This is a genomic window from Bacteroides sp. D2 (assembly GCF_025147085.1).
In the GTDB taxonomy this organism is placed as follows: Bacteria; Bacteroidota; Bacteroidia; order Bacteroidales; family Bacteroidaceae; genus Bacteroides.
The window spans coordinates 6,487,236-6,510,801 of the sequence record NZ_CP102261.1; the positions used below are offsets into that span (position 1 = coordinate 6,487,236).

9 protein-coding genes are annotated in these 23,566 nt (G+C 44.9%); 8 read left to right on the forward strand and 1 reads right to left on the reverse strand.

The genetic code is table 11. The annotated features are described in order from the left end of the window. Positions 1–219 precede the first annotated feature (219 nt). Positions 220–2,730: a carbohydrate-binding protein gene (locus tag NQ505_RS24550; RefSeq protein WP_008999761.1), complete on the reverse strand. Its 2,511-nt coding sequence runs from the start codon at positions 2,728–2,730 to the stop codon at positions 220–222. Between the two features lie 380 nt (positions 2,731–3,110). On the opposite strand from NQ505_RS24550, the gene NQ505_RS24555 reads away from it, so the two are divergent. From NQ505_RS24555 to NQ505_RS24590, 8 genes are all read left to right on the forward strand, one after another. Next, complete coding sequence (locus NQ505_RS24555; protein ID WP_008999760.1) at positions 3,111–6,353, forward strand: glycoside hydrolase family 2 protein; 3,243 nt, start codon at positions 3,111–3,113, stop codon at positions 6,351–6,353. Between the two features lie 35 nt (positions 6,354–6,388). Then, positions 6,389–8,650 (forward strand): GH92 family glycosyl hydrolase, encoded by a 2,262-nt coding sequence (locus NQ505_RS24560; RefSeq protein ID WP_008999759.1) that lies wholly within the window; start codon positions 6,389–6,391, stop codon positions 8,648–8,650. Between the two features lie 198 nt (positions 8,651–8,848). Next, positions 8,849–11,431 carry a hypothetical protein gene (locus NQ505_RS24565; RefSeq protein WP_008999758.1) on the forward strand — a complete coding sequence of 861 codons (2,583 nt, stop codon included), beginning with the start codon at positions 8,849–8,851 and terminating at the stop codon, positions 11,429–11,431. Positions 11,432–11,880: 449 nt separating this feature from the next. Next, positions 11,881–15,159 carry a SusC/RagA family TonB-linked outer membrane protein gene (locus tag NQ505_RS24570; RefSeq protein WP_004307108.1) on the forward strand — a complete coding sequence of 1,093 codons (3,279 nt, stop codon included), beginning with the start codon at positions 11,881–11,883 and terminating at the stop codon, positions 15,157–15,159. A gap of 11 nt (positions 15,160–15,170) precedes the next feature. After that, positions 15,171–17,159: a SusD/RagB family nutrient-binding outer membrane lipoprotein gene (locus tag NQ505_RS24575; RefSeq protein ID WP_008999757.1), complete on the forward strand. Its 1,989-nt coding sequence runs from the start codon at positions 15,171–15,173 to the stop codon at positions 17,157–17,159. Positions 17,160–17,181: 22 nt separating this feature from the next. Further along, positions 17,182–18,543 (forward strand): glycoside hydrolase family 99-like domain-containing protein, encoded by a 1,362-nt coding sequence (locus NQ505_RS24580; RefSeq protein WP_004307110.1) that lies wholly within the window; start codon positions 17,182–17,184, stop codon positions 18,541–18,543. Between the two features lie 30 nt (positions 18,544–18,573). Further along, entirely contained in the window at positions 18,574–20,403 is a 1,830-nt protein-coding gene (locus tag NQ505_RS24585; protein WP_008999756.1) for a DUF5010 domain-containing protein, read from the forward strand. A 44-nt stretch (positions 20,404–20,447) separates the two neighbouring features. After that, positions 20,448–23,156, forward strand: a complete 2,709-nt coding sequence (locus tag NQ505_RS24590; RefSeq protein ID WP_118391735.1) for a hypothetical protein — start codon at positions 20,448–20,450, stop codon at positions 23,154–23,156. Positions 23,157–23,566: the final 410 nt, after the last annotated feature.

Consider the following 23,566-nt stretch of genomic DNA (forward strand, 5'->3'; position numbering starts at 1 on the left):
CATGTCCTCCAATCTCTTTTTATTATCACTCTACTCGAAACCAATATCCTTTGCATCCGGCCTCAAATGACCAGTAACTCCTCAATCAGCCCTAAAAGTTACTGGTCGTTCGCAAATTTAGCAAATATCTGTAAGCCAACTATGATTATCTTTTAAAACCTTCATTTTAATGATCTTCAATTCTAATAGAAGCCTGATATGGAATATTGTTGATATAGTCTACCGAAATTCAAACCAATCAATATTCATCGGACTAAGTATGTGAATCTTCATTGTATGTGTACCGGCTGATAATTGCAGGTTCGATACTGTAAAATCATTGTAAGTAGTCCAATTTCCCGTAGTTGTGGCCACAGGATTCAACTGTGCTCCTCCATCAAAAGAAAGGGCAAACTTTCCATCCTTCTCCGCTGCTGCACGAACCTTGACTGTAGAAACCTTCTCCTGAACATTAAATGTATATTGAATCCAATCGCCACCGGAAGTATTACTTATATGAACAATATTATTACTTGCACTAATCGCTACTCCCTGATCGCTCCGGTAAGACTTAAAGTTGCCGGATGAAGCATTCTTAAAGCTATATTGTCCATCATCAAAATCTTCCGCCTGAATGATACCGGGCACTTGACTGTGTCCTGCCCCAAACTTAATCCAATCGATATCAATATCCCCACTCTTTATACGAAAGTCAATATATTGTTCGCCTGTTTCCAACTCTATTGGATACACTAAAGTCTCATTCCATACTCCGGCAGAACCGCTTAATACTATTTCACCAGTCTTATAAACTCCATTCACAGCAATACGGAATTTACCCCCCGAACGCTTCTGAAACATTCTGCAAGTAATACCATAACGTCCAGCCTCTTTGACGTTGATTGAATAACGCACCCACTCTCCCGATTTCATATCTTTAAGATAAGTGATTCCGTTTTGCGTTTCCTGTTGCATTCCTCCCTCCAACGGATTTTTATGGTATCCATAATGTTCACCGCCTGTATTGTAGTTTTCAGCCTGTATTACTACAGATGGCGTCATCCTCACTTCTACAGCCCGACCACTACGGGGACTCCCCCAGTTTTGTACCATCTTCAATTTATTATTCTGATCATACTCGATCGGATCGACACAAACCGAACGCAAAGCTCCTTTTCCCGAATAATTAGCCGTATGATAAAAAGAATACCACCGACCTTTATACTCTACAATAGAGCCATGAGCCGTTTCTTCACCATGAGGATACATATATGCGCCGCATGGAGTGAATGGTCCCAAAAGATTGTTCGACATAGAATACTGCATCCGGTTACCTCCCTGACTACCCGCATGATTATCCGAATGGCTCAAATAATAGTTGCCTTTGTACTTATGTACCCAAGGTGCCTCATGAAAATCAGTAAAACCACTCAAAGGACTCATTACTCCATCCAGTTTAGTCCAGTCATCCTTGCGCAATTTAGCACCCCAACAGCCTTTGCCGGCACCGCTGGTATAAATATAAGGTTGTCCGTCATCGTCTACAAATACACAAGGATCAATCGTAGAAGGAATACCGTCAATCACTCCTTTCACCCTGAACTTTGCCGCAGGCTCCTTACTGGTTGCTACAAAGATGCGCCACGTATTAGCGTCAATCTTATGAGGGAAATAAAAATAATATAACTGTTCTTCTTTATTATAAGCACAATCAGGAGCCCACATAAAGCCATCGATTCCCATACCCACATGTGCTTTTACTGTGGCCGAATTCATGATCTCCCCATGATCCGTCCAGTTTTTCATATCCGTAGTGGAAAAAACATGGTATCTGTCCATGCGGTCACATCCTTGTGTCGGTTCCATATCATGTGAAGCATAAACATAAAGGCGACCGTCTGCCCATACATGTGCTGAAGGATCGGCTGTATAAAGCGTTCCCGTAAATGAATTCTGATACATCTGCGAAGAGAAATCAACAAACAACGGATTATGCTCATAATAACCGTATCTTGGATACTCAAATTGAGAACCGTCTACTTTATCCCCGGTATATTCTCCGGTACGTGTAAACACAAACTTATCCAGATTCATACTCCCCGTAGTGCACCATCTCAATACATGCCTGCCCTCACTCAGTTGTACATTGGTTACCTTCACCGAATGTGAGTAAACACTCCATTCATCCTCCGGCGATTCTACGATCTGACCGGCAGACTTTCCGTCTACCTCAAAATAAAAGCTGGTCTTTCCCCCACCCGACACACAATAAGTATCAATGGAATAGGCTCCTGCCTGATTGACCTGTAGTGTATAACAAAGCCAATCACCGTTATTGACATTACCTATATTTATAACTTCTCCGCTTTTACTGATAGCCACTCCTTTCTCTGTACGGTAATCCTTATAATTTCCTGCCGTACTGTTTTTAAAAGAGAAAGAAATATCCTGCCCACCATCATCAAAATCTTCTGCTTCTATCACTGAAGACACTCCCGATATCACAGACAAACTATTTCCTTCCGAATCTTTTTTAAACGGAATTCCCCGATAATTGGTCAGATATTCCTCGCAACTGATCCCATTGTCATAGCGGTCATCAACATACTCATATTCATCGCCGCCATCGTCCCCCTGCCCCGGATCATCATTGATTGACGCACGTTCCTCCTTACAAGAATTTAAAGCAATCATTCCTCCCAAAAATAGTGGAAGAAAATACCTCAAAGCAAATAACAAATTGTGTCCCATAGTTTTTCTTTTTAATTAAATTGAACTCGTTAGATTTGTGAATGTAAAGATAGCATGAGGCGCTTACCTCCGTTATTAAAACCGGATTAACCAAGAATTAAAAAACAATTAAATCACTTAACAAGCAATTTTTCTTATCAATCACCCCAAAAAACAGTAAACCGGACACCGAATAAAATCATTTTCTCCATCAGTTTTTTTAGTTCCGCAAAGATGCTTGCCAAGGAACATTTTACCCTTTATTTAGAAGAAAAACAGATGTTTTATACAATTAATCACTTTTTAATCCCAGATTAAGCCCTTTCATTCCTCCTTTTTAATGCTTTTCCCTTTACTTTGCCGCTAACTAATAATATCCGAAAAACTATTAATATACAAATATGAAAAAGAATCTAATCCTATTGTGCAGTTTGCTGACAGGTTTTACCTTACAGCCCATACAGACAAATGCACAAACAGCGACTAACGATCAAAAGTTATTTTATCCCTACTCTTTTGCTCCCAGTGAAGGCTTGGTCAATAAAACCGAGAAAGAGCATCGTCAAGAGATTTGCCTGAATGGTTATTGGGATTTTCAACCCGTCTCTTTACCGAAAGAGTACAAACAAGGAAAAGGAGTAGCTCCCCAACTGTCCCTTCCGAAAGATGGCAACGGTTGGAGCAAGACACGTATAAAAATACCTTCTCCGTGGAATATCAATTCTTTCGGCTATCGCGATCTGGAAGGTCCCGACCATCGCAACTATCCTTCTTATCCTAAAGAGTGGGAACAAGTAAAAATGGCATGGTTGAAAAAGAACATTACGATTCCCGCCAACTGGACAGGTCAGCAAATCAAACTTTACTTTGAAGCAGTGGCCGGATATTCCGAAATCTATATCAATCAAGAAAAAGTAGGTGAAAACTTCGATTTGTTTCTGCCGTTTAGCTTCGACATCACGGACAAAGTGACTCCCGGTGAAACAGTAGAAATTCTGGTAGGCGTACGTAGCCAGTCCTTATTCGAAGATAATTCGACTATCGGTCGCCGCATTGTGCCGGGAGGTTCTATGTGGGGATATCATATCAACGGTATCTGGCAGGATGTATATTTGCTGGCCTTACCCAAAGTTCATATAGAAGATGTATATATAAAACCATTGGTTGCCAAAAACACATTGGAAATAGAGGTGACCCTACAAAATAAAACCGACCGGAAAGCTGATATACAACTGCAAGGTAATGTCAGAGAATGGATAAATTGTGCCGGAATAGACATAAACTCTGCTCCCGTTCCTGCATGGACACTGGGTACGGAAGCATTACAGATAGCACCGTTCAAAGTTACAGTTGCGCCTAATGCATCACAAAAAGTAACTTTACAAGTCCCCGTCAATGAAAACATACTGGAATACTGGACTCCCGAACAACCGAATCTGTATGCCCTGTTACTTTCCATAAAAGATAAAAAGCAAACCATCGATACAAAATACGAACGTTTCGGCTGGCGTGAATGGGCATTGCAAGGAACCACACAATACCTGAACGGTAAACCTTATGCTTTACATGGAGACTCCTGGCATTTCATGGGTATCCCACAAATGACACGTCGCTACGCATGGGCTTGGTTCACTGCCATTAAAGGTATGAATGGAAATGCAGTCCGCCCGCATGCACAGGTTTATCCCCGCTTTTATATGGATATGGCAGATGAAATGGGTATCTGCGTATTGAATGAAACGGCCAACTGGGCCAGTGACGGCGGACCGAAACTGGACTCCGATCTCTTTTGGGAAGCATCGAAAGCACATTTGAAACGTTTTGTCCTGCGCGACAGAAATCATGCATCTGTTTTCGGCTGGAGTGTCAGTAATGAAAACAAACCTGTTATCCTCCATGTATATAATCGTCCCGAACTGATGCCTGTTCAAAAGAAAGCATGGGAAGAATGGCGCGACATTGTACATCAGTACGACCCTACCCGCCCATGGATTTCAGCAGACGGTGAAGACGACGGTGATGGCATATTACCTGTAACCGTAGGACACTACGGAGACATCAACTCCATGAAGCGCTGGACCGAAATCGGAAAACCTTGGGGAATCGGTGAACACAGTATGGCATATTATGGCACGCCGGAACAGGTTTCCAAATACAACGGAGAACGTGCCTACGAATCACAGGAAGGACGTATGGAAGGACTAGCCAACGAATGTTACAACCTGATAGCTAACCAACGCCGGATGGGTGCTTCATACAGCACTGTTTTCAACATGGCATGGTATGCACTGAAACCACTCCCACTCGGCAAAAAAGATAAAAGTAAAGCACCCAGTGTCAGCGAAGACGGCGTATTCTTCGGCGAATACAAAGAAGGTGTTCCGGGCGTCCAACCGGAACGCGTAGGACCTTATTGCACGACGTTCAATCCGGGTTACGACCCGACTTTACCACTCTATCAGGAATGGCCGATGTACAGTGCCTTACGTGCAGCCAACGCTCCGGGCGAACCGGCATGGTCTCCTTATGCAACAATCGACAAAGAGCAGTATCAGGCTCACAAAGCTACCAATACGGCTAAGAACTATAAAGAAGTAGTATTTATCGGTAATCCGGACAGCAAAGTAAAACAATTGATGGATGCGCAGGGAGTAATCTTCGCTTCCAAAACAACCATCCCTTCCTCACTGCTTTACATCGTGGATGGCAGCGAGGCTTTAAACGCCGCTACTCAAAAAGAAATTCAGAAGCAACTAGCCAAAGGCGCAGACTTATGGATATGGGGAATAACACCGGAAACCGTAGAGAAATACAATGAAATCCTACCTCTTCCCGTTGCACTAGATCCGCTGAAACGTTCTTCTTTCCTGCCTGTACAGAAAGCATGGATGCATGGGCTCAACAATTCCGACTTCTATTTCTGTGAACTTCAAAAAGCGGATGCCTCCAATTATTCGTTAAAAGGCGCATTTGTAGAAGAAGGTGAAGTTTTATTGAATGCCTGCAAGACCGACTGGCGCAAATGGAACAAACGTCCGGAAGAGATCAAAACAGCCGGTACAATCCGCAGTGAATACGAATGTACGTCTGCCACTCCGGTATTTGTTAAATATCAGCATGGCTCTTCCACTGTCTATTTGAATACATTGACTGAATTCGCCAATTCAGAAAAGGGATACAACACGTTGAGCATTATCCTGAAAAACGCAGGTATAAACTATCAGAAGCCGGAAATCAACATCAATGAAGTTTTCTTCCTGCGTGACGAGCAAATGAACTTCCCGGTAGCAACCAAAGAAAAGTTTGTGAAAAAGAATAATGGTTGGGCATTGGAATTCTACGTATTTAGCCCACGTCCTTTGGACGACTTATTGATAGAACCCAATATGCCGAAACTCTCCTTGATGTTAAAAGCCAAAACCCGCGAGTTGTCCATCAATGACAAACCTTATGCAAGTCTGTCGCACGATGGACGTAACGAGGTAATCTATAAAGAGCTCCCTCTGTTACAAGGCTGGAACAAACTGGTTATCACCATAGGAGACGGAGACCGGAATGACTTTAGCGGCTTCTTTCAATGTGACAACAAAAAGGATTTTCTCCCAACGTTGAAAGCTGCCTTTACCAATCCGGAAGCCAAATAAATGACTAATAAAAACGATTAAATATAAAAACTACCATGAAAATCTTACATTTCTGCGCTGCTATAACAATGGCTGCAATGTTAAGCGGATGCAATGGAGGGCAATCACAGACCGCCAACCGGGCACCGGTCGATTATGTCAATCCATACATAGGGAATATCAGCCATCTGCTGGTTCCCACATTTCCTACCATTCAATTGCCAAACAGTATGCTTCGTGTCTATCCGGAACGTGCTGATTATACCACCGAATTGTTAAACGGACTGCCATTGATTGTCACCAATCACCGGGAACGTTCCGCGTTCAACCTTAGTCCCTATCAGGGGAAAGAACTGCGGCCGATCATTACCTACAACTACGATAATGAGCACCTCACGCCTTACTCGTATGAAGTGGACCTGAACGACAACAGCATGAAGGCAGAATATGCCCTCTCCCACCAGTCGGCTCTTTACCGGATCACATTTGAAGCGGACAAACCTGCCTATATCATTGTAAACTCCCGCAATGGTTCGATCCATGTAGGAGAGAATTTCATCAGCGGACACCAGCAGTTAAGTGCCAACACCAATGTGTATGTATATATTGAACCACAAGAAAAACCGGTAAGCACCGGCATCCTGAAAGATGGAGTCATCGAAGCCAGCAAAGACAACGCAGAAGGTATCAACGCTTGTGCGGCATGGCGTTTTGCAGATGGCACAACAACAGTCAGCCTTCGTTACGGCATTTCTTTCATCAGTGAAGAACAAGCAGAGAAGAATATGCGCAATGAGTTGAAAGACTACAACATCAAAAATCTGGCAAAAGCAGGACGCCAAATCTGGAACGAAGCCTTGGGACGTATCAAAGTAGAAGGAGGAACCGAAGATGACAAGACTGTATTATACTCCTCCTTCTACCGTACTTTCGAACGCCCGATTTGTATGAGTGAAGCCGGTGGTCGTTACTTCAGTGCTTTTGACGGCGAAGTACACGACGACAACGGCACACCTTTCTACAACGACGACTGGATTTGGGACACCTACCGCGCTGCACACCCGCTGCGCACGCTGATCGACCAGAAAAAAGAAGAAGACATCATTGCTTCCTTCCTGCTGATGGCGGAACAGATGGGAACAATGTGGATGCCTACCTTCCCCGAAGTGACAGGTGACTCACGCCGTATGAATTCCAATCATGCCGTTGCTACCATAGCCGACGCTCTCGCTAAAGGATTGAATATAGACGCGGCCAAAGCCTACGAAGCCTGCCGGAAAGGAATTGAAGAGAAAACGCTCGCTCCCTGGTCGGGAGCAGCAGCCGGCTGGCTGGACAATTTCTACCGGGAAAATGGATATATCCCTGCTCTTCGCCCGGATGAAAAGGAAACCGACCCGAACGTGCATCCTTTCGAGAAGCGCCAACCTGTTGCCGTTACACTGGGAACGAGCTACGACCAATGGTGCCTTTCCCGCATCGCCGAAATATTGGGCAAGAAAGACGAAGCCGCCCATTACCTGCAATGTTCTTACAACTACCGGAATCTCTTCAACAAAGAAACAGGCTTTTTCCACCCGAAAGATAAGGAAGGCAACTGGATAACACCATTCGACTACCGTTATGCAGGTGGCATGGGTGCCCGCGAATATTATGGAGAAAACAACGGCTGGGTGTATCGCTGGGATGTGCCTCACAATGTAGCCGACCTGATTAACCTTATGGGAGGAAAAGAGCAGTTCATCGCCAATCTCGACCGTACCTTCAGTGAACCGCTGGGACGTAGTAAATATGAATTCTATGCACAACTACCCGACCACACAGGTAACGTAGGACAGTTTTCCATGGCAAACGAACCCTCCTTGCATGTACCTTATCTCTACAACTATGCAGGCCAGCCTTGGAAAACGCAGAAACGCATCCGTCAAATGCTGAAAACATGGTTCCGCAACGACCTCATGGGTATGCCGGGAGATGAAGACGGCGGAGGTATGACCTCATTTGTAGTCTTCTCCTCACTGGGCTTTTATCCTGTCACTCCCGGAGCACCGGTCTACAATATCGGAAGTCCACTTTTCACCCATGCAGAAATAACACTCAGCAACGGTTCCGTATTTGAAATCGAGGCTCCGAATGTTTCCGAAGAAAATAAATATATCCAATCGGCTACGCTGAACGGTCAAAAATGGGAGAAACCCTGGTTTCACCATGACGACTTGAAAAATGGAGGCAAATTAGTACTGACAATGGGCAACAAACCTAATAAGACATGGGGCAGCGGAGCAAATGCCGCTCCTCCTTCTGCAGACGATAAATAGGCTCTATCCGGTTGATATGAAGATGTCGCAAAATAGAATTTTCATTTTCTACATTCTATTTTGGGACATCTTCATGTTTCATTAAACGTATGATACGTAATAGCAAACAATTGTTTCAAAGCATTGCCTTATAAATAAACTCCGTTTTTTGGGTATATCATACAGTTTTTTGTATTTTTGCACTATAAATAAAGTACTATGAGATATCAACTACAAATCTTGCTCTCCGTCCTGCTTTGCATGGTAGGCAAAGTGGACGCATCTTCTTTGTATGATTATGGACTTTCTCTTAAATCCCATTCAGTACCGGGCATAGAGAGGACAACCTTGTACTTGGACGATAACCAACCTTTCTCTATAAAAAACGATTTTATCATTTCATTTCAAATGTATGTACGCGCCAATGAGCATGACTTTGGAACCATTCTCCATCTGCATACAAACACCAACCAATTTATTCGTTTCTCATTTGTGGCAGGTGAAGAAAGACATTTTCCGGCATTGGTACTCAATGAGGGCATCATCAACATAAACAGTCCCATCGAACGGGAAAAATGGCTGGATGTCTCGTTGCACCTGCGTTTGAAAGATAATGTAATTGAAATAGATTACGACAATAAAAAAATATCAGCGATGGCTCCCTTGCAAGGAGTGAAAAGCGTAACGGCTTTGTTCGGACAGATGAAAGAATATCTTTCGGACGTAGCTCCCATCGACCTTCGCAATGTAACCATCACACAAGATGGAAAACAGATACGTGAATGGAAACTGTGGAAGCACAATGATACCGTTTGTTATGATGAAATAGAAGGAGCTGTGGCACGTGCCATCCATCCAGTATGGCTGATAGACAATCATATTGAATGGAAACTTGTTCATCAGGCTAAAATCCCGGGAAAACTGGACGTAGCTTTCAACGCTCGCGAAGCCTTATTCTATTTAGTCAGATCCCAATCAATCGATGTATTGGACGAAAACGGAACTTTGCAGAAGGAAATTGCAATACGTGGAGGCTATCCGGCGGTAGAATTCCCCAATCATCTCTTATACGATACTTTAAGCAATAAATTAGTGTCTTATTATCCCAAGAAAGGCATCACGTCCCGTTTTTCATTTGATACTGAAAGATGGAGTAATGAGATACGTAACACGGAAGAAGCCAGCAACTACAATCATGCCAGAACATTCAATCCGGCAGACTCTTCCTTCTATTTCTTCGGTGGTTATGGTTTCTACCAATATCGCAACGATCTCTACCGGATGAAGTACAGCACTAACCAAATAGAACAAGTAGAATACGAACGTCCCCTTTACCCCCGCTATTCAGCTGCAATGGCCATAGTGGGTGATGAACTATACATCTTTGGTGGTAGAGGAAACAAGTATGGCAAGCAGGAATTGAGCAGCCATTACTATTGGGGATTATGCGCCATCAATCTGAAAAACAAGCAATCACGCATAGTCTGGCAAAAGAACCAACCCCAGGAAGAAGGTACTATCATGGCCTCTACCATGTATTTCGAACCCTCGGATAGTTCTTTCTATGCTGTTTCGACAAATAAAGGAGGTGTATTATGGAAGATTTCAATGAAAGATTCTGTCTACTCGGAAGTATCCAAACCCATCTATAATGAATCAACTTATCAGGATAGTGATTTCAGCCTCTATACTTCACCGTCTCATGGAAAATTATTCTTGGTATTAGATAAAATACTAAGCAACCATACACATGAGCTGGCAATCTACTCCATCAATATGCCCCTCGTGAACGAGGTGGATATCCGCCAGTCAACCGCCGGAGAGAGCATCAACAACCGATGGTACCTCTATGCCATTGGAATCTTGCTATTACTCGTCTTAGCCGGTTTTGTACTTTATCGTTTCAAATACAACGGCAAAAATAAAAAGGCACCTGCCACAAAGAAAGGAACAGAGAAAACTGTTGCCACCACCGGCAAAGTCCAGAGCCAATCTGACGTACCAGAGTCTAAAACCATACCGAAAAAAGAATGGATGCAAGAGAGTGAAACAATCTTCACAGAAACAGTCAACTATTACGACCGCAGTCGTGCATCTATTTCTTTGTTGGGCTGTTTCAATGTACGCGATAAAGATGGAAACGACATCACTTCCAACTTTACTCCCCGTTTGAAGCACCTGCTCATTCTATTGATCCTCTATACGGAGAAAAATGCGCAAGGTATTCTGGCTTCCAAAACAACAGAGATATTATGGCCTGAAAAAGAAGAAACCGCCGCCCGTAATAACCGCAACGTAAACCTGCGCAAGCTACGAGTACTCTTGGAAAGCATCGGAGATATGGAAGTAATGATAGAAAACAATTTCCTGCGTATAAAATGGGGAACGGGTGTTTTCTGTGATTATCACACCCTGATTACCTGCACCAAACAATTCGAGCAGGAGAAAAGTGAAGAACTGTTGAACCGAATCCTGGAAATACTGCTATACGGACCTTTACTCCCCAACACGATTCTTGATTGGCTGGACGACTTTAAGGACGACTATTCCAGTTATTCCATCGACTTGCTGAAGAACTTGCTGGACATTGAAATCAGCCGGAACCATCAGGACATGATTATCCGCCTTGCCGACATCATGTTCCTGCACGATCCACTAAATGAAGAAGCATTGGCAGCCAAGTGTTCCGTGCTAGTCACACAGGGAAAGAAAGGTATTGCCCGAAACCTGTACGACCGCTTCTGCAAAGAGTATCATGACTCCATGGGTGAAACTTATAAAGTCCCATTTGCCGACTTATAACCCGGACGACAAGCTATTTTTTTAATTAAATTTTCTCTCCCTTTTCCCTGAACCACCGATAAAGTTATCAAGATTTAGAGAAAGGGGAGTTTCTTTTCATACATTCCACACCACAAACCTGAATAAACCGAGTAATATTCCTCTTTGCTCATAACTTTATTTTCACTTAATACAAAGGATAAGCATCTGTTTGTGAAGGATTATAAGAAAAAAAAGACTTAATTCACATTTAATTGTTTTTTAATCCCCAATTAATCGCAAACACCACGCTTTTTTTATCGGTTCACAGTTCTTTTGCTGAAAATTAATCTTAAAAACATAACAGTATTATGAAGCAAGAAAGAACGCCTTAATCTAATTCGAATGATGAAACCTATAATAAAAACAGGTTCTCTCATCCGACTGATTCTTTAACTTAGTGATTATTCATAAATAAATTCATGAAAAGCATGAAACAACGATTTTCTCAGCACATGAGATACTATGAAAGAAGTCTCATTTTAATTTTAATGCTGTTCAGTGCTTCGGTAATGCAGGCGCAGAACCGGACAGTGAAAGGAACAGTATCCGATGCACAAGGTGAGCCTATTATCGGTGCTAATGTAGTGATAGTGGGTGGTACAAAAGGGGTGATAACCGATCTTGATGGTAAATACTCTATTCAAGTCCCGGAGAACGGCGCTGTGTTGAAATTCTCTTATATTGGTTTTAAAACAAAATCATTCAATGTAGTAAAAGGAAAGAATGTATTAAACGTGACCTTGGAAGAAGATGCTGTGATGCTGGAACAGACAGTGGTAACAGCGATGGACTTACGCCGCGATGAAAAATCTCTTTCTACCGCCTTCCAGAAAATGGATGTGGAAAGCATGACCGAAAACCGGGATGCCGGATTCGTAAACATGCTGGCAGGTAAAGTGGCAGGATTGCAGGTGATCTCCAATGGTGCCGCCGGTTCAGCCACCGTACGTATCCGTGGTGCCAACTCCATTTCCGGTAACAACCAGCCACTTTATGTAATCGACGGTGTACCTATTATTAATGATGTGACCGGTGGTGAAATCGACTATGGTAACCCGGCTAACAGTATTAACCCCGATGACATCGAAAACATCGTTGTTCTGAAAGGAGCCAACGCTTCCGCACTTTATGGTTCGGACGCAGCCAACGGCGCCATCCTGATTACCACCAAGAAAGCCGGTCAAAGAAGCGGACTGGGAGTTACCTACTCCACAAACGTTCAGTTCACCGAATTTTCCCAATATCCCATCTATCAAAATATATATGGTGGCGGACACATCAACCGTTTTGAAAACAACAAAGCCAACTCGTTCAATGGGGACGTCAAAGTGCCTTACGACCCGAACATGCCTTACGGCATCCAACGGATGGGCGGTTACGACAATTCCCGTTCATGGGGTATGCCGATGTTAGGTTTCCAAGTAGTAGGACGCAACGGAGAACTCAAATCCTACGTTCCTACCCCGGCAAACACCACCTCCATGTATCAGACTGCCTACTCCTGGACGAACAGTGTTTCTATAGAACGCGCCACCGAACATGTCTCCACCCGTATCGGCTTCACCAACCTGCGGAGCGATGACGTATTGGAAGGATTGAACAACCTTACCCGCAACGCTTTTAACGTGCGTTCCAACGTGAAACTGACAAAGTCGCTGGACGTCGACCTGAACGGTCGCTATACGCACGAGAATGTAAAGAACCGTTCTTACCGTAACAATTCCGACCGTAACCCTATCTATACACTTATGGATATGCCCCGCGACCTTTCCATACAGGAAATGTATCCCTGGAAAGACGAGAACGGAAAACCGACCGCCCTTCAATTCAAGAGTCCGGTGTGGATGCTGAACGAACTTTCCAACCAGGATAAGAAAGAATGGTTATTAGCGGACGTAACAGTCAACTACAAAATTACCAAAGACCTGAAACTGCGTCTGAAAGCCGCCCTCGACCTAAATATGAAAGAAGGATACGAATTTCGCAATATGTACACTCCGGGGGATGCCGACGGATTCTACAAGGAGTTTACCGAAAAATCACGCAACTATACTTACGAAGCCATGCTTTCTTACAACAAGACCTGGAAAGACTTCAACATATCCGCCAGTGTGGGTGCCAACTCGCAGGACTTCCTGTTCAAGAAACAAAACTCGGAAATCGGCACATTGGCCACTTCCGACTTTATCTCTCTCACTAACAACGGTGCTACCGTCAAATCCTGGCCGGAGTATAACGCGAAGAAAAAGCAGGCTGTCTACGGAACCGCCAGCATAGGTTACAAAGATTTCATCTACGTGGATGTAACCGGACGTAACGACTGGTCGTCTGCCCTGCCTTCCGACAACCGTTCTTATTTCTACTCCTCTTACGGTGTCAGCTTCGTACTGACGGAGTTAGTGAAGAGCATTCCTAAAGACTGGTTATCCTATGCCAAGATTCGTGGTTCTTACGCCAAGGTAGGTAACGATACCGGCTTCGACCAGTTGTTGAACGGATTCAGTTACAATACTTCTTATCTGGGAGACATGGCATGGTTTGAAAGCGAGAACAAGCGCAAGACCAACTCATTGAAACCGGAAAGCACTACATCTTTCGAGACAGGTTTGGACCTTCGTTTCCTGAAAGACCGTGCTTCCTTAAGTTTCACCTACTACAACAAGAACACCAAAAACCAAATTCTGACTTCCACCATCAACGGTGTAAGCGGCTATGGAGAAGCCTTGTTCAATGCCGGTGAAGTTAAGAACTGGGGATATGAAGTAACACTAGGTGTCGTTCCTTTCAGAAATAAAGACTGGGAATGGAAAGTGGACATCAACTGGGCTAAAAACAACTCGGAAGTGGTTTCGCTAGCCAACGGTATGGACTACATGACACTGACTACCGTACAAAACAGCGTGGAACTGCGCATTGTGAAAGGTGAGCCGCTAGTCAGCCTCTACTGCCGCGAGCCGTGGAAGACCAATGACGAAGGACAAGTGTTGGTGGGAGCCAACGGCCGTCCCTTGTCAGGTGAAGCTAAATTCCTTGCCAGCGTAGAACCGAAATGGACAGGCAGTATCCGTACTTCCCTCCGTTGGAAAGATTTGACATTCTCTGCCATGTTAGATATCCGTATGGGCGGGCACGTATGGTCGGAGACAGCTTTCCAGTCTTCCCGAAACGCGCAATCCATCATGTCACTGGGCGGACGTACCGAACACCTGTTCTCTGACTTGATTCTGAATGAAGGCGACCAGACCGGTTATCTCGGTATTCTCGACCCTAAATACGTCCCCAATGGCAAGAACAACATCTACATGGACGCTTCGCGCCCGAAAGGCATGAATATCCCCGGAGCCGTTTATGACAGTTCCGTACCGGGACTGGCGGGACAACCTTGCCAGGCTTGGATTAAGCCGATTGACTATTGGACCAACGACAGCGGTAAAAACGGCGAACTTTATTTGTACGACGCTTCTTACGTGAAACTGAAAGAAATTTCTTTAGGGTACAACATTCCCAAGAACTGGCTGAGAAAGATAGGTTTCATACAATCCATGAGAGTTTCCGCCGTAGGTAGGAACGTAGCTATTCTTCATCAGAAAACGCCGAAAGGAATTGACCCGGAAGCCACTTCTTCCATGGGAATCCAACAAGGTTTGGAACGAGGCTTCAACCTGCCAACTTCCAGTTACGGTTTCGATTTTAAAATAACTTTTTAACAGCGATGACGATGAAAAAGTACTTATATACACTATGCACTGCAGCCCTATTGGGACTGGCGACATCTTGCGTGGATAGTTTCGACGCAACCAACCAAAACCCCAACAAGCTATATTTGGATGAGATTGACATTCAGAAGATATTTCCGGGCACTATCTACAAATCCCTGGACGTATTATCCGAAATGAACTATAACTACTACGCCTACATGGCACGTTACATAGTTTCCTGGACAAGCCCGCAAAGTTCGGACAACGTAGGCGACAGATTCTATAACTTCTACAAGAAAGTCCTGGGCGACGTAGCCATCATGGAACAAAAATATGACCGGGATACCAACGGCAACTACTGGGCGATACTGACCACTTGGAAAGCCTACCTCTACTCCGTACTGACCGGAACTTGGGGACCTATCCCTTTGGATTCTGCCTGCAAAGAGACTTACGGAAACGTATATTACTACAACAGCGAAGCCGAAGCATATATGCAAATACTCCGCTGGCTGGACCAGGCAGTGGAAACTTTCGACCCGAACGGAACGAAAATGGTGAAAGACCCGTTCTATCCGTCTGCCGGCGGTGACAGCGACATTGAAAAATGGCGCAAGTTTGCCAATACCCTGCGTCTGGACGTGGCTATCCGCATGATGAACATGAAGAAAAGCCCCGAAGCCATCTCCATGGCACGCGAGCAGATAGAAAAAGCGTTGAACGAAAACAACCGCAACTACCTGTTCAGTTCCAACAGCGACAACGCAGCCGGACGCTACGGAACCGACCCCAATGCCGACGTATCCTTATATTACAACCGTATCCTGAAAGAGTTCGACTTGGGTACGAAGCTGGAAACAGAGATAGGCGGCCTGACATACCCGGCAATGAACGAATACTTCTTCTGCTATATGCGTTCCTACAAAGATCCTCGTCTGAGCAAGTACGCGCAAACATCACGTATCAACGAGAATGGTGACTACCGTGCGGTAGTAAGAGATTCCCTATGGTCCGTAGCAGAGCAGAAATATATCCAGGTGTCCTATAGAATACCGTTCCTCCCCCGCTTCGAATTGAAACAGACTCCAACCGGATGGATTGTAGGCAAGGATGAGCATAACAACAACCTTCAGAGCCTTTACTCCACAGCTTCTGTCAGCATCGAGGGGTATACATACGCCCTGATTCATCGTGACTTCATCAAGCAGGATGCTACAGTGAAACTGCTGACATGGGCGGACGTAAACTTCATGCTCTCCGAAATCCAGTTGCGCAAAGACGAATGGGGATTGAACGTGGCATTACCGCAGAGTGCCGAACAATACTACTACAACGGCATCAGTGCTTCCATGAACGAGTATGGCGTCACCAGCGGAGTATCCGAATATATCGAACGCAACGGTATCAAATGGAACACCAACGGACTAGGATGCCGCGACTACCGTGCCTTCTATAAAGCCGACATCAACGGAAAAGGCGGTTACAAGAACAATCTGGAACAGGTATGGAAGCAACGTTACATCGCCGACTACTTCAACGGATTCGCCGGATGGACACTGGAACGCAGAACACGTGTGATGCAATATCCGCCTATCTTCTACAACGGAACTCCGAACAACTACGGAACCTATGGTGCCAACCAGTTCGACCCTGTGCCCGAACGCCTGCAATATCCTACGGACGAACGTAACTGGAACATGAACTATTATCGTGAAGCCTGCCGTATGTTGCAATCCACTTCGCTCGTACCCCGTTCCGACGGCAACTATAATGACAATTTCTTCACTCCGTTGGGTATCGGTGGTCCATACAACCAGGAAGGCTTGTACGAACGTTGGAAAGGTGGTCAGTTGATGTATAACAACGAAATGGTAGCCCATTGGTATGGCGACACAATTGAAGAGTTTGTCGAAAATGTACTCGAAGACTATCCCGAATACGCTTCCCTGCAAGGAGAAGAACGTCTGGCGGCAAGTATCAAGTGGGTACGCATAGAAGATAATAAATAATATAATAAACAGATAGACAGTTATGAAACTAATGAAATACATTACCGGATGCTCCGCAGCCTTACTACTTCTTGCAGCATGCAGCAAGGAAGAAGGTCCGAGCGTCGATGACTACTTCCTGAACTACGAGATTCCGGAAATTCCCGTCACCGAAGATTATCAGGTGGGCATCTTCTACTACAAGGGGAATGACATTACCACCAGACCGAATGGTGACGCTAATTTCACCCGTTGGGAACTTCTGACGCTGACCGACAAGGAACTGAGCACCAAGAACAACTACAACAACCTGACACCGCAAGTAATGCCCGAATCACAAAAGGACGGCTATCTGCAACCGGACGCAGGAAGCCAGAGCTATCGCATGATACCAATGGTACAGCAGCATGTAGACGACTGTATCGAAGCAGGAGCGAACTTTATAATCCTGCCCGAAGTAGGCGCTGACCTGGGCAAGGGTCCCGGTACAGAAATCAATCAGGGAGATTCACTGTTCGTCACAATGATGCTGGGACGCTCCGGCAGAGGCGGCAAACGCCTGCCGATGCCACACCTCGGTCAACCGGGAGTAGACTTCGTAGACTTGAAAACAATGAAAATAGTAATTTCGGTCAACTGGAACAACATTGTCGACCTGCCTCCTACCCTTTCTTCAAGCAACTGCATCGAAACGGCAGCCGGAAAGGTATATGACGGTGTCACCTACACCCGCCAACAACTACTGAACAATTTCTTCAGCAAAATAGGCTGTTACTTCTCCGACGACCGTTACTACAAGCTTGGTGGCACGCGCCCGGTGGTTTACATCAAGAACAAGACAGGCGAAATCTACGCGCAAGAATCCAAAGCAATGTATGATGGTATCCGCAAAGCAGTGAAAGAAGCTACCGGTTACGACATTTACATCATGGTGGAAAGTGCTGATGTATGGTGCAACCAGATGCGTTACCAATACTTCTACATGGAAGGTTGCGTAGACGCCGTAGCCAGCCGCAATATGTACGACCAGTCAGAGATGAGCCGTTCCTATATGTACCCGCAGATGATAGATCAGAACTGGAAGTACAACCGTGAAACAGCATTGCCCGCTTTCGGTGACGGCAGTATGGAGTTCGTACCTTGCGTCGGTCCGGCATGGAACAAACTGGTGCAGGACGGTCGCGGTTCCATCGGTAACACTCCGATTGTGAAGAAAGACGCCGCCACCTACCGTACCATGTGCAACGTAGCCAAGATGAATGCCGGACGTAACCGGTTAATTCTTATCGACTCCTACAACAAGTACAACTTCGACTCTTTCATCGAGCCGACAGTAGAAGGATACGGCAACGGATATGGCAGGACTTACCTGGACATCACCCGGCAGCAATTCAAGAAAAACTAAGAATGTTAACTTTTTAATGATAGAAAGAATATGAAAAATAAATATTGGAAATACATTTGTCTGCTGGGCTTGGGCGCTTTCTGCTGGACGTGCTCGGACGACAATCCGAATGACGGTCCGGACGGTCCGGGTTCTGAAGGCGGACAGGGAACGGAACAGGAAATCGTACGTTCTTACAAAATAGGTACACTGGCAGGATTCGAAGGCAACTTGCGCCAGAAGATGGACAAGCCCAGCACCGACGTTTCCACCATGCACAACCGTTCATTATTCTGCCGCTACGTTGCTTCTGCCTACCCGGAAGCACAGGACGACCAACCTTATCCCGGCCCGATTACCGAAGCCGACTGGTGGGATAACTTTGTAGAGGAAATCGCTTACAGTGGTCAGGATTATGTTGCAATGAACTGTCGCGGCGAAGCCAACAAGGACATTGACCACGGACGCCCGGACAAACTCCATGACCTGATGGCAGCTATCAAGCGCAAAGGTGTGGAACACGAGTTTAAAATCGCCATCTTCGACGATACGCCTGCTTCATGGTCGGCTGCGCGCAACGCGCACAAAGGCTACGGTTATGACAACAAGCCGTTCAAGAACGGCAGCCGTGTAGAAGGTTCACACTATCCGTTACTGTTCCTCGACCCCGAAAAAGAGGATATGAAAGGTGCGGACAACGATTTCCGCAAGGAAGTGTACTACTACATCTGGAATGCCAACCTGAAACCCTCGTTCGAAAACGTACCACGCGACTACTGGTTCGAGATAGACGGACGCCCGGTTATCCTGTTCTGGAATCCTAACGGCTTCCTGCAGGACAGTTACCTTAGCGAGCTGATGAAGAAAGACCCGGCAAAATACAAAAGTACGACCGGGCTTGATGAAACAAAATCGGATGCTTACAACGGCAAGTTGAGCTATATCCTGAAGTGCATCAGCGACGATTTCAACAGTACGTTCGGCGTGCGCCCATTCCTTATCATCCAGCGCGAATGGACCGACCGCGACTTCTCATTGGTGAACTGCCCCTATCTGGACGGTATTCACAACTGGTTTGCCGTTCCCACTATGGATATGTCAGAAGAAGTGTACAACGAGAACTTAATCTACAACACCTATATCTCCGCCTACAACTTCAAGGGTTTCAGTGTAGGCAGCGGATGCCCGGGCTTCGTGCAAGGTGACCTCGCCCGTCCGAACTGGCAGTTTATCGATGCCGACCACGGTCGCTACGCAACCAAGATGATGGAATCGTTCTTAGCCAAAAAACCTGATCTCGTATTTCTGGAAGGATTTACCGACCTTGCCGAAAACGCAGCCTGGTGGCGCAGTTCGGATAAAATCTACTACGACTATCCCAACCAACGCATCAACCTGCTCCGCAAGTACAGCAACCGTCCTTTCCCGACCAGACAGAAATTGGAAGCGGAAGCCTGCGACTATTGTTTCAACGGTTCGGTTTCGGGCAATAAGATAGAAACGCTGTTGATGGAAACAGAAATGAACAATGCTCCCGAGCAGGGCGTGGTGAAATACTGCAACGACACGAAGTACAACGGTGGTTGGCACGCCAACCTCACTTCCGGCAGCTTGAACACATTGAGATGGAAAGAAATACCTTTCCGAACCGGAACATCCACTATCCGCTTCCGCTACTCCAGCAATAACGCAGCCAGCGTACGTTGCCAAATTGGCGACACAATGACCCAAAGCGTAAGTCTCCCTGCCACAGGCGGCGCATGGGAAGAAACCGAAGTAGCCGTTTACTCTCGTGACGCACGTGGATATGCCGACTTCAACCTGATAGTGACCGAAGGTGACATCAGCCTGAACTATGCAGAGATTATCGCAGAGAAATAAAGAAATTAGAATAGTAAAATATGTACCAAACTAAAAATTTACCTATGATGAACAAAAGAGTATTAAACAGTTTTCTCTATGGAACACTGTTGTTTTCATTAGGAACAGGAGTTGTTTCCTGTAAGGATTACGACTCGGATATCGAAGGTCTGAACAACCGCATCACAACCGTTGAGTCCGACATGGACAGATTCAAAGAAAAGATTGAAGCTGCGTTGAATGCTAACCTGACCGTACAAAGCTGGTATCCCAGTGAAGACCAGTCGCAATATACCATCGTATTGAGCAATGGAGACGAGTTGTATGTACAGGCTTCCAATAAAGCCACCCCTTTCTACCAGTTCAAGGTGGAAGAAGGCACATGGAGATATACCAAAGACAAAGGTGCGGGCTGGTATAAAGTGTTGACATTCGGTACCGAACAGGAAATTCCCGGAACAGACAAAGACCAACTGTATTATGACAAGAGCAACGGTTATATCTACATCCAGAAAACGGAAGGACTGGTGCAAACCACTATCACCGCAGACAAGGATACACCGATTTTGGCAGAGAACAAAGAGAATAAAACACTTTCCGTCTATATATACGGCGAAAACTATATTCTTCCCGTACAAGGTGGCGGTTTCAGCGGTATCAGTTCCATTCTCTTCCAAAAACAATTCGTGTTCGAAGAAGATGAATTCCTGGAAGCAGCCAGCTACACCAATACGCAAGGCAAAGTGGTTACTGCCCATACAGCTACCGCCAAGTTCAAGATTCTACCTAAAGACATTGATTTGTCCGAAGCCGACTTCCAGTGCGCGGATATTCACGAATTGAAGCTGACACGTGCGGAAGCGCCCCAACTGTTAGTAAATACAACTAAGAAGTTAGACGAAAACGGCATCTTGAGCGTAGAGTTGACTCCAAGTAACATGACGGCTCCTTACTACGGTGCAGTACTGGAAATCACATTGGACAAGACGACTACAAGTTCCAACTACTTCGTGGTGAAACCGACTTCCTACAGTGCCAACAACGGCGTGTTCGCTTATCGTGAGACACGTACGGTTTATCAGAACTCGGAATCCTTGAAATTCGTCAGCACCGAAAGTCTAGACCTTACCAGGACAATAGGCTGGGGATTCGGTGAAAACGAAGAAGTGAAGTTTGTGGACGAACTGGGATTCAGTGAACTCGCAGTTGCAACCACTTATGAGTTGACAGAAAACCCGAACAATACATTCGAAGTTACTGATAAAGGTGTATTAACTGCCAAAGCTGCTAACAGGTCGGGTAAAGTCAGAATAACTTATACCGTTGCCGAAGAGGAATTCTCTAAAGAAGTATTGATTTACTCACAGGATGAAGCGACCGCTAAGAACGGTATCGAATTGAGAAGTACAACAGTATCGTTGAGTGACATTGAAAGTCTGTACAAAGGTACAAAAGCCTTCATTGTGCAGAATGCCCAAACAACAATGGAAAATCTTGGTGTCACTGCGTCCAAAGCATGGAAACTGGGTACTCAAGCCAATGGCGGCAATTGGGAAGCTATCCCGATGACTACCAACCTTGCAACGATTACACAAGACACTGAGTTAGCTAATGGTGAAGTATGCCTTTACTACGATGCCGCCCAAAAGACCAGTTATCTGTTGGTAGGCCCTCAAGCTGATGGCATAGAAGGCGCTAACCTGTTCGCAATGAATGATGAAGGAACAGACAAAGCTCCTTTCACTCTCAATGAGAAAGAAGTGGGATTGTATGTAGGAAATGTAGGTACGAAGTATGTAGTGGAAGCTCCGACCGCAAAAGAGGAACTGGCTATTCAAATGTATGTAAAAGCCGGTATTGACCATCCGGATACTGACCCGAATCAGAATATACGTATATTAGGCAAGAAATTGGCAATCCCCGGTGTGTATGATGAAGAACTGGGTTACCACTTCAACGAGTTGGATTTGCGCACTACCTTGTATAATTTCAAACCTGCTGACGCTGATTTCAAAATCACATTGAATAGAGACGACCAGAATGACAAAGTAAAAGAAAAATGGGGTACTAACTTCCAATGGAATGCCGACAACTATACTTTAACATTAAGTCCGGTATGGGCTCTGTATAACTTCAACTTCAACGACAAGAAAGTGAGTGATATGACAGAAGCCAATAATGGTGTCAAACTCTCTTGGACATTCAATGCCGGTAAGGGAGAAACTACCTCTAACGGAAATGAACAGTGGTACATCAAAGACCCGGTTCGCCAGCCGGGTGAAAACACAATCTACATGGGGCTTGACAAACAGCCAAACGCAACGGGAGTCATCAGTACAGATTATGAAATCAAAGTATCTGAAATAACGGGCGACCCGGAAAAGAAGAAATTGTCAGATTTGGAAGTAGGCAAAGTGTATAAATTCGGAGACTACTTCAAGAATCACAATTTCTGGGTAAACGGTTGTTCATGGGATGTTTACGGCGGTCCTAAAAATCTTACCGGAAAGAATCTTCCTGTATTAATAAAATATGATTTTGCCACAAATAAACTTGTGATAACCGATTATGCAAAGAAATACTTTGGCAAAAGAAGGTGTGAATTAAAGTTCCAGCCACAAGGCAATGAGACTACTGCCGGTTTGGAGATTGACAGTGACGAACAGACATTCAAATTAAAGTTAGTTCCGACAACGACCAATTTTCAAATAAAGATTGATTATAATACCGACTTCTCAAATCAGAACCTGTTCTTCAGAATCGTTGAGGGGTAAATCTTAATCTCTGTACAAACCAGAGTAATGAAGATTACTCTGAATAGAGATGCTATCAAACAACCATGCCGTGAAATCGCAAGTCTGTTACAGACCTCGAATTCCGGCATGGCTCTTTTATATTTCATGTAACCTTTTACATCAAACTCACCACAAGATATTTTTTTCAATGTATACAATAAGGATTTCCACTGCATAGAATAAGAATTTTGAGTGCAGTAAACTGCAAGAGTTTATGCAGCCAGGTAGTTGTCACCTTGCTATGTGACTATTATCACCTTGTAAAGTGATAAATATCACCTTATAAGCTGACAATTGTCACTTTATAAAGTGACTATCTATATAAAAAAGACGAGAAACCTATAAAGATACAAAATTAATCAACGAAAAACAAGAGCAGGGACAATTAA